Genomic DNA, 8,966 nt, shown 5'->3' with positions numbered 1-8,966 from the left:
GCCCAAATCAAGGACCGTTCGTATCAGTAAAACCCGCTATGTGGTTCGCTCCAAACATCTTAATTGATAGGAGTTAGGCCTCTGGCCGGTTTTTTTTCGTCTACGCTTGCCTTTCTGCTGTCCTGCTGCACAATAGGCCGCTGTAATTTCCAGGGAGCAGAAGTACCCATGCTATTGATGATCGATAACTACGACTCGTTTACCTACAACCTCTACCAGTATTTCTGTGAGCTGGGCGCCGAGGTGAAGGTCGTACGTAATGACGAAATCGACATTGCTGGTATTGAGGCATTGGCACCGTCCCACCTGGTGATCTCACCGGGCCCGTGTACGCCGAATGAAGCGGGGATCTCGCTGGAGGCTATTCGCCATTTTGCTGGCAAGCTGCCCATTCTCGGGGTGTGCCTCGGCCACCAGTCCATCGCTCAGGTCTATGGCGGCGATGTGGTCCGTGCCCGCCAGGTGATGCATGGCAAGACGTCCCCTGTTACCCACACCGATAGCAGCGTTTTTTCTGGCTTGAACAACCCGCTTACCGTCACCCGCTATCACTCGCTGGTGGTTAAGGCTGATACTTTGCCAGATTGCTTCGAAGTCACGGCATGGACGGAAAAAGACGGTGAACGTGATGAAATTATGGGGATCCGCCATAAGACCTTGCCTATCGAAGGGGTCCAGTTCCACCCGGAAAGTATTCTGACCGAACAGGGCCATCAGTTGCTGGCAAATTTCCTGCGTCGCTGAGCCTGAAGGCATAAGGGCAGCACGAAATGCTGCCTGGCTCAATCAAACCACCACTTTACACCACTCCATTTCTTCTTGAGTCAGTAAAAAAGCGCTTCATCCAGCGTGTTTGCGGTCTCAATCACGCGATCTTTGTCACTTTTTTTAACATTTGTGTATCTTTTTTAGTTTTTTTGGCACGGAAAGATTATGCAGCCCGATGGCTGGAAATCGCTTTATTTCCTTGCAGGAAAAACACCTTTTAATGATCAGGGCTTAATAAGTTTTCCCGAACCCCGCATAAATATGTATTTTGTAGGAGATTAACCGTTAACTGATAGGGAATAAAAAAATATTCTGCTATTGGAATTGGTTAATAAAATGTAAATACTATGCTTAGGGCAAAAACATTAGAAGGAAACGATAATGGCAAAGGAGTATAAAGTCGATCGTCAGGTGTTCGATGAAGTGATGGTGCCGTGTTACGCACCGATGCAAATGATCCCGGTGAAGGGGCAGGGTGCTCGGGTGTGGGATCAGGAAGGTCGCGAGTATATCGACTTTGCTGGCGGTATCGCGGTGAGCTGTCTGGGCCACTGCCATCCGGTGATGGTTGATGCGCTTAAGGCGCAGGCCGAGCAGATCTGGCACCTGAGTAACGTGATGACCAACGAGCCGGCACTGCGATTGGCCAAACTGCTCACCGAGCACAGCTTTGCCGATAAAGTTTTCTTTGCCAACTCCGGTGCCGAGGCCAACGAGGCTGCACTGAAACTGGCTCGTCGTTACGCGGCGGACAAGTTTGGTCCGGAGAAATCCGAGATCATTTCTTTCAAACAAGGTTTTCACGGCCGGACTTTCTTTACCGTGACGGTCGGTGGTCAAGAGGCCTATTCCGATGGTTTTGGGCCAAAGCCAGGCGCAGTAACCCATCTTGCCTACAATGATTTGGCCAGCCTGGCTGAGCATATGTCGGAGCGTACCTGTGCGATCATGATGGAGCCGTTGCAGGGCGAGGGCGGTATTGTATCGCCAACCCCTGAGTTTGTTCAGGGCGTTCGTGAGCTGTGTGACAAGCACAATGCTTTGCTGATCTTTGATGAGGTACAAACCGGTAACGGTCGTACCGGCGATTTCTATGCCTATCAGGGGCTGGGTGTGACACCGGATATTCTTAGCACAGCGAAGTCGCTCGGTGGTGGCTTCCCTATCGGTGCCATGCTGACCACGACAGAGCTGGCTACCCACCTGAAAATCGGTACTCACGGTTCGACCTACGGCGGTAACCCGCTGGCTTGTGCGGTCGCTGAAGCGGTCGTCAGTGAAGTGACCAAGCCGGAAGTGTTGGCGGGCGTCAAGCAGCGTGAGCAATGGTTCCGCGAGGCGCTGGAGGCAATTAATGCCAAGTATCCGGTATTTGCTGAAGTTCGTGGCAAGGGGCTGTTGCTTGGCGCGGCACTCAATGAGGAGTGGCTGGGCCGGGCAAGGGATATCTTGCTGGCGGCGGGTGAGGAAGGCTTGATGGTACTGGTTGCCGGTACCAACGTGGTGCGCTTCACCCCGTCTTTGGTGATCGATAAAGCCGACATCGACGAGGGCATGGCCCGTCTCGAGCGCGCTATCGCCAAAATCTATTCATAATTTTGTTTAACTGGATGCGGCTGGCAGGAGCTTGGCCGCAGCCTCCGGCCCTGTGCCGGTCTTATCAATAGTTGGCAGCCTAGCTGCAGCTTGCATCAGGAGGGAGTTCGATGCTGGTTATACGTCCTATTACTGCCGCGGATCTGCCGGCACTACTACAGTGTGCGGAAGAGTCGGGCCATGGTTTCACCTCGCTACCGGTTAACGAGGAAATCCTCGCCAACCGCATTCAGCATTCCGAAGAGAGCTTTGCCAAAGCGGTTAGCCAGCCAGGCTCGGAAGGTTACCTGATGGTGGCGGAAGATACCGAGACCGGGGAAATTGCAGGGACGACGGCTATCGAGGCCGCGATTGGGTTGGATAACCCGTTTTACACCTACCATCTGAGTACCGTGGTGCATTCGTCACGCCGGCTCAATGTCCACAACGTGGTGAAAGTGCTGACCTTCGGCAATGACTACACCGGGGTGAGCGAGCTTTGCACCCTGTTCTTGCGCCCCGAATGGCGTCAGGGTCTCAATGGCCGCCTGTTGTCCAAATGCCGCTTCCTGATGATGGCCGAGCACCCGGAGCGTTTTGACAACACCGTGATTGCCGAAATGCGCGGGGTGTCAGATGAAGACGGTAACTCACCATTCTGGGAGTGGCTCAAAGAGCACTTCTTCTCGATTGATTTTACCTTGGCTGATTACCTGACGGGTATTGGCAAGAAGGGCTTCATTGCCGACCTGATGCCGAAGCTACCGATTTACGTCAACCTGCTCAGCCCAGAAGCGCAGGCGGTGATTGGCCAGGTACATGAAAAAACCCGCCCGGCACTTCGCTTGTTGGAGAAGGAAGGATTCACCTGCCGTGGCTATGTCGATATTTTCGATGCCGGTCCGACCGTCGAGTGTGACGTCAGAAATATCGAGTCGGTACGCCACTCTCAGTTGTGCCGGGTAGAAATCGGCCAGCCGACAGGCCTAGCCGACAGTATTGTCAGCAATACCTCATTTACCCATTTCCGCGCAATCGTCGATAAGGTGGATGTGTTAAATGGTACGGCTTTGATGAGTGCGGAAGCGGCCAAGGCGCTGGACGTTAAACAAGGGGATCAGGTTCGCCTGATCGCCCAATAAAGGAGAACACCATGACCCAATGGATTGCAGGCCGCTGGCAAGCTGGCGAAGGACAAGCAATGCAGTCGCTCAACCCCTATACCAGTGAAGTGGTATGGCAAGGGCGTTCTGCCACTGCCGAACAGGTAGAGCAAGCAGTGGCAGCAGCGAGAGCGGCGTTGGTCAACTGGCGCAATACCCCGTTTGCCGAGCGCCAGGCGATTGTCGAGCGTTTTGCCGAGTTGGTCAAAGCGCACAGCGAAGCTATCGCTGTGGTGATTGCCGAGGAAACCGGTAAGCCGCTATGGGAGACCCGTACCGAAGCCGGTGCCATGGTCGGCAAGATTGCGATATCGCTGCGAGCCTACCAGGAGCGGACCGGCGAAAAGCAAAAAGACATCGCCGGTACCCAGGCTGTACTTCGCCACCGTCCATTGGGGGTCATGGCCGTCTTTGGCCCTTATAACTTCCCGGGTCACTTGCCCAATGGCCATATTGTCCCAGCGTTATTGGCGGGGAACACTGTGGTGTTCAAGCCATCGGATCTGACCCCGAAAGTGGCCGAGGAAACCATGAAGTTGTGGCAGCAGGCAGGCTTGCCTGATGGCGTGATCAATTTGGTTCAGGGCGCGCGCGCGACCGGGGAAGCATTGGCGGGTGCTAAGGGGATTGACGGCCTGCTGTTTACCGGCAGTGCCAATACTGGTCACTTGCTTCATCGTCAGTTTGCCGGTCAGCCGGGCAAGATGCTGGCGCTCGAGATGGGCGGTAATAATCCTATGGTGATCTCCCGCCACTATGGCGAGTTGGATGCCACTGTCTACACTATTATTCAGTCTGCCTTTATCAGTGCTGGCCAGCGTTGTACCTGCGCCCGTCGTCTCTACTTGCCGCACGGTGCGGAAGGGGACCAAATTCTGGCACGCTTGCTTGAGCTGACAAGCCAGATCCGTGTCGGTGGTCAGTTTGACGAGCCGGCACCGTTTATGGGGGCGCAAGTCTCGGTTCAGGCTGCTGATAACATTATGCAGGCCCAGTCGCAGTTGGTTGAGCTTGGCGGCGAAGCATTGCTGGCGGCCACCCGTGGCCAGGGGGCAATTGTCACCCCAGGGATCATTGAGGTCAGTCAGATTGCCGAGTTGCCGGATGAGGAATACTTTGGCCCGCTGCTGCAGGTTGCTCGCTACCACGAGCTAGATGAGGCGGTTGAAAAAGCCAATGACACCCGCTATGGCTTGTCTGCCGGCTTGGTATCGACCGATGATGGCGAGTGGCAATACTTTATCGAGCATATTCGGGCCGGGATTGTTAACCGCAACCGCCAGTTAACCGGAGCCAGTGGTGATGCACCATTTGGTGGGCCGGGAGCGTCTGGCAACTTGCGACCGAGTGCCTATTACGCGGCAGACTACTGTGCGTACCCGATGGCATCGATGGAAGGTGAGCAGACTGAGCTACCCGCCCAGCTATCACCGGGCATCACGCTTTGATGGCCGTCAATCATTCACCAGCCAAAGAGGATAGCGAGCACATGGAAAGGGTAGAGCAACTATTTTCCGGGTTATGGCAGGATTATATCCAGCGCCTGTGCCCGTCAGCCGCTCAGGTTCATGATCTGCTGACCGAAGAAGAGCCGCTGCTCAATGATCACATTGCGCTGCGGACATTCAATCTGCCGCAGGTTGGTCTCGACCGACTGGCAGCTCCGTTCATCGCGATAGGCTACAAGCCGTGCGGCCGCTACCATTTCGAGGCCAAGAAGTTGTATGCCGAGCACTTCGAGCACCCCAATCCGCTGGCACCCAAGGTGTTTATCAGCGAACTGATGGTAGGACAGTTTAGCTCCTTGCTACAACAAACCGTCAGGGACTTGGTTAAACAGGTTCCCGAGCAGGCGATGCATGATCCGGCCTTCCTCTATGGTGGGCGGTTATGGGATTTGGATTACGCGACTTACGAGCTACTGGCGGCAGAGAGCGAGTATGCAGGCTGGCTCGCTGCCCATGGTTTCGGTGCCAACCACTTTACAGTAAGCATCAACCAGCTCGAGCAGTTCACCGAGGTCGCTGAGGTCAACCACCTGCTGCGTCACAACGGGTTTGAAATCAACAGCTCTGGGGGAGAGGTTAAGGGGAGCCCTGAAGTGATGCTTGAGCAGTCGTCAACGATGGCCGACAGAGTGGAGGTGGGCTTTAACGATGGGGTCTACACCATTCCCGGTGGCTTCTACGAGTTTGCCAAGCGCTACCCGAAAGAAGACGGGGAGCTTTACAGCGGCTTTGTCGAAGCGTCGGCGGATAAGATCTTCGAAAGCACCGATGCCAACTAGCCGTTCTTTCATCTAGCCGCTCCTTCATCGGTAGCTGTGCACCAGTGTCGAGATGAATAAGTGAAAGGCATCAAGGGCCTGTGGCGATCAATGCCATAGGCCTTTTTAATGCCTAGCTTCTTGGGTATAGCGCTTAGGCGTTAATGTTTGAGGCTGTCGAGCGGATAGCCCAAGTGGGATTCCGGCGTGTGGCGCTTCACCTTCTCGTGCTGTTCAAGATAGTGGCGGCTGTCACTGAACCCGGTCATTTCGATGGTATCAGGCAGTGGTGAAATCACACCGCGATGTAAGTGATGGGTGCTATGTGGTGAAAAGCGTTCGATGTCCATACCGGTATTCCATTACAGGTGATGAGGTTGATATGCACAATGTAGCATCAAGTAAAGCAGATACAAGTACAAAAACAGTGACGCGGTAGACAGTAATGTCCTGAAAGCATGAAATGGGGAAGGTAAGGGTAATAAAAAAGCCGCACAAGGCGGCTTTGGGATAATGGTGTGTTTTACGGGTAGCTAATGGCTTAGCGCGTACCGTAAACAACAATGGTTTTGCCGTGGGCAGAAATCAGGTTCTGCTCTTCTAGCATCTTCAAGATACGGCCTACGGTCTCACGAGAACAGCCAACGATTTGGCCGATTTCCTGACGAGTGATCTTGATTTGCATACCATCTGGGTGGGTCATTGCATCCGGCTGTTTAGCCAGATTTAATAGCGTCTGTGCGATGCGGCCTGTTACGTCAAGGAATGCCAAGTCACCGACTTTCTGGCTTGTCACCTGCAGGCGGCTGGCCATTTGCGCAGATAGGCGCATAAGAATGTCTGGGTTTACCTGAATAAGCTGGCGGAATTTCTTGAAAGAAATTTCTGCGACTTCGCAAGGGGTCTTAGCACGAACCCAAGCGGTACGCTCCTGGCCTTCTTCGAATAGACCTAATTCACCGATGAAGTCACCTTGGTTTAGGTAAGACAGGATCATTTCCTTACCTTCTTCATCCTTGATCAGGACCGCAACAGAACCTTTGACGATGTAGTAGAGCGTCTCTGCTTTTTCACCCGCGTGGATCAAAGTACTCTTTGAAGGGTATTTATGAATGTGGCAATGGGAAAGAAACCACTCTAGAGTTGGATCTGTTTGAGGTTTACCTGGAACCATATTACTAACTTCCTCTGCGTTTGTTGCCCAACAACGACGTCCTTCATAATGCGGCTGGGCCTAACCATAATTAGTTCGTCGTTTAGGATATTCAGTCAACCGCTGGGCTGCAAGCTCACGTGAATAATTAGTTCAGATTTTATCTTTTTTCGGCGCGCTTTTCTTGATATTGATCTATCTGAAAAGGCCATTTTGTAGTCATAAGTGTGCACATGATCACACAGTTGCTAGATAGTGCCGAAAGCCCGTAAAAGTTGTAAGGAGAAAGCAATGCAATCACGAGTCAAATGGGTCGAAAATATGACCTTCCTGGGACAGTCAAATTCCGGCCACAGCGTGGTAATGGACGGCAATGGTGGCGAAAAAGCACCAAGTCCGATGGAGCTGGTTTTGATGGCTGCTGGTGGGTGTAGCTCGGTGGATGTGGTTGATGGACTCAAGTCAGCGGGACAGAAAATTACCGGCTGTGAAGCGCAAATCAATTCGGTGCGCCGCGAGCAGGCTCCTCGCATTTTCACTACCGCCAACCTCCACTTTGTGGTCACCGGTGAAAACCTGGACGAAGCCGTTGTGGCAAAAACTGTCGCCGACTCGCTGGAAAAGTACTGTTCAGTTTGCCTGATGCTGGGTGAAGGGGTCGAGATGACCCATTCGTATGAGGTAGTGGAAGAGTAATACTGCGGCAAAAGATGGCGATGGGCTAGGGGCAAGAGAAAAATCCCGCCTATCGCCTATCGCCGCTCTTATCCAATCTTCCCCGTATCAAGTAGCTGCTGGATCAGCGGCCGCATGATCAGCTCCATCGCAAAACTCATCTTGCCGCCGGGTACCACAAGGGTGTTGTGGCGCGACATAAACGACCCCTGGATCATCGATAGCAGGTAGGGGAAATCCACATTTTTGATCCCACGGAAGCGGATCACCACAAAGCTCTCGTCCAGGCTCGGTATCCCCTTGGCGCTGAGCGGGTTGGAGGTATCTACCGTTGGTACCCGCTGGAAGTTGATATGGGTGCGGGAGAACTGCGGGGTGATGTAATTGAGGTAGTCGTCCATCGAGCGAACTATCGACTCCATCACCGCTTCGCGGGAATGACCACGATCTCGGGTATCCCTGACGATCTTCTGGATCCACTCGAGGTTGACGATAGGCACCATGCCAATCAGCAGGTCAACATGCTGGGCAGCATTGACCTCGCCATCGACTACGCCGCCGTGCAGCCCTTCATAGAACAGCAAGTCGGTATTTTCCGGTAGCGTCTGCCAGGGGGTAAACGTCCCCGGCATCTGGTTGTACGGGACAGCTTCGTCAAACGTGTGCAGGTAACGGCGGAATTGGCCGCTACCGTCTTCGCCATATTGGCGGAAGAAGGTTTCCAGCAATGGGAAGTCGTTAGCCTGCGGACCGAAATAGCTGATATGGCGGCCTTGCTCTTTGGCCTTGCGGATCTCGACGTCCATCTCCGGACGGGTGAAGCGGTGGAAACTGTCGCCTTCAAGCCAGGCAGCATTGATGCTCATCATATTGAACATCTTACGGAATGCTTCGGAGGTGGTAGACGTTCCCGCCCCCGAGGACCCTGTTACTGCAATAATGGGGTGTTTTGCAGACATGACATACCCTGTCGTTAACATTAACGGAAAGAGTTATTAACAGGGCTGGGCGGTCAGGTCAAGCCGGGATGCCAAAAATGCAGGGTATGCGTAAGTTGGGGAAGGGTTAACCGTGCCCCAATTGGCGCTTGGATTTGATGTCGATGGTTTCGTGCAGCTCGGAGTACACAATGACTGCCTCTCCGTTTTCCAATTGTTTGCGTACCCGGTCGACCTTGGCGGCCAGTGACAGTTCGCGCTCGCCGTAGTCGGTTCCTTCGCGCAGGACGAAATGCTCGATAAGGTTAGTCAGGGTATCAGGATCAAGGTCTTGCCAAGGGATGTTCATAACGGCGCTTTTTCAGTTGCAGGAGATACCGGGATTATATTGGCAAATGTGTCAGTTGTAGAGGGGGAAAGCACAAGGC

Annotated in this window: 10 protein-coding genes; 6 read left to right on the top strand and 4 right to left on the bottom strand. The window is 53.5% G+C overall.

What is annotated here, in order from left to right; translation table 11 throughout:
• Window positions 1–168: 168 nt before the first annotated feature.
• The 5 genes from R2X38_RS23620 to R2X38_RS23600 all read left to right on the top strand — a co-directional run bounded on the left by R2X38_RS23620 (window position 169) and on the right by R2X38_RS23600 (window position 5,793).
• On the top strand, window positions 169–744 hold the full coding sequence (locus tag R2X38_RS23620; RefSeq protein WP_317524790.1) for an aminodeoxychorismate/anthranilate synthase component II: 576 nt from the start codon (window positions 169–171) through the stop codon (window positions 742–744).
• A gap of 405 nt (window positions 745–1,149) precedes the next feature.
• A complete protein-coding gene (locus tag R2X38_RS23615) occupies window positions 1,150–2,364 on the top strand; it encodes an aspartate aminotransferase family protein (RefSeq protein ID WP_317524789.1) in 1,215 nt (404 codons plus the stop codon).
• Between the two features lie 110 nt (window positions 2,365–2,474).
• Entirely contained in the window at window positions 2,475–3,485 is a 1,011-nt protein-coding gene (gene astA, locus R2X38_RS23610) for an arginine N-succinyltransferase (RefSeq protein ID WP_317524788.1), read from the top strand.
• Between the two features lie 11 nt (window positions 3,486–3,496).
• Window positions 3,497–4,954 (top strand): succinylglutamate-semialdehyde dehydrogenase, encoded by a 1,458-nt coding sequence (gene astD, locus R2X38_RS23605; protein WP_317524787.1) that lies wholly within the window; start codon window positions 3,497–3,499, stop codon window positions 4,952–4,954.
• 41 nt (window positions 4,955–4,995) lie between these two features.
• Window positions 4,996–5,793, top strand: a complete 798-nt coding sequence (locus R2X38_RS23600; RefSeq protein WP_317524791.1) for a DUF1338 domain-containing protein — start codon at window positions 4,996–4,998, stop codon at window positions 5,791–5,793.
• 140 nt (window positions 5,794–5,933) lie between these two features.
• Here the strand turns inward: R2X38_RS23600 and R2X38_RS23595 are convergent, their stop codons facing one another.
• Entirely contained in the window at window positions 5,934–6,122 is a 189-nt protein-coding gene (locus R2X38_RS23595; RefSeq protein ID WP_187461873.1) for a hypothetical protein, read from the bottom strand.
• A 191-nt stretch (window positions 6,123–6,313) separates the two neighbouring features.
• The gene (gene crp, locus R2X38_RS23590; protein ID WP_036801200.1) at window positions 6,314–6,946 is read right to left on the bottom strand and encodes a cAMP-activated global transcriptional regulator CRP; all 633 of its coding nucleotides are present in this window, start codon (window positions 6,944–6,946) and stop codon (window positions 6,314–6,316) included.
• 270 nt (window positions 6,947–7,216) lie between these two features.
• On the opposite strand from crp, the gene R2X38_RS23585 reads away from it, so the two are divergent.
• Window positions 7,217–7,621, top strand: coding sequence for an OsmC family protein (locus R2X38_RS23585; RefSeq protein ID WP_317524786.1), 405 nt, complete (start codon window positions 7,217–7,219; stop codon window positions 7,619–7,621).
• Window positions 7,622–7,689: 68 nt separating this feature from the next.
• On the opposite strand, the gene R2X38_RS23580 is transcribed toward R2X38_RS23585, so the two are convergent.
• Together R2X38_RS23580 and R2X38_RS23575 are read right to left on the bottom strand one after the other, a co-directional pair.
• The gene (locus tag R2X38_RS23580) at window positions 7,690–8,559 is read right to left on the bottom strand and encodes a phosphoribulokinase (RefSeq protein ID WP_317524785.1); all 870 of its coding nucleotides are present in this window, start codon (window positions 8,557–8,559) and stop codon (window positions 7,690–7,692) included.
• A 106-nt stretch (window positions 8,560–8,665) separates the two neighbouring features.
• On the bottom strand, window positions 8,666–8,887 hold the full coding sequence (locus tag R2X38_RS23575; protein ID WP_317524784.1) for a YheU family protein: 222 nt from the start codon (window positions 8,885–8,887) through the stop codon (window positions 8,666–8,668).
• Window positions 8,888–8,966: the final 79 nt, after the last annotated feature.

The organism is Photobacterium rosenbergii, from assembly GCF_033022775.1.
Lineage (GTDB): Bacteria > Pseudomonadota > Gammaproteobacteria > Enterobacterales > Vibrionaceae > Photobacterium > Photobacterium rosenbergii_A.
This window is presented reverse-complemented; position numbering and strand designations above follow the sequence as displayed.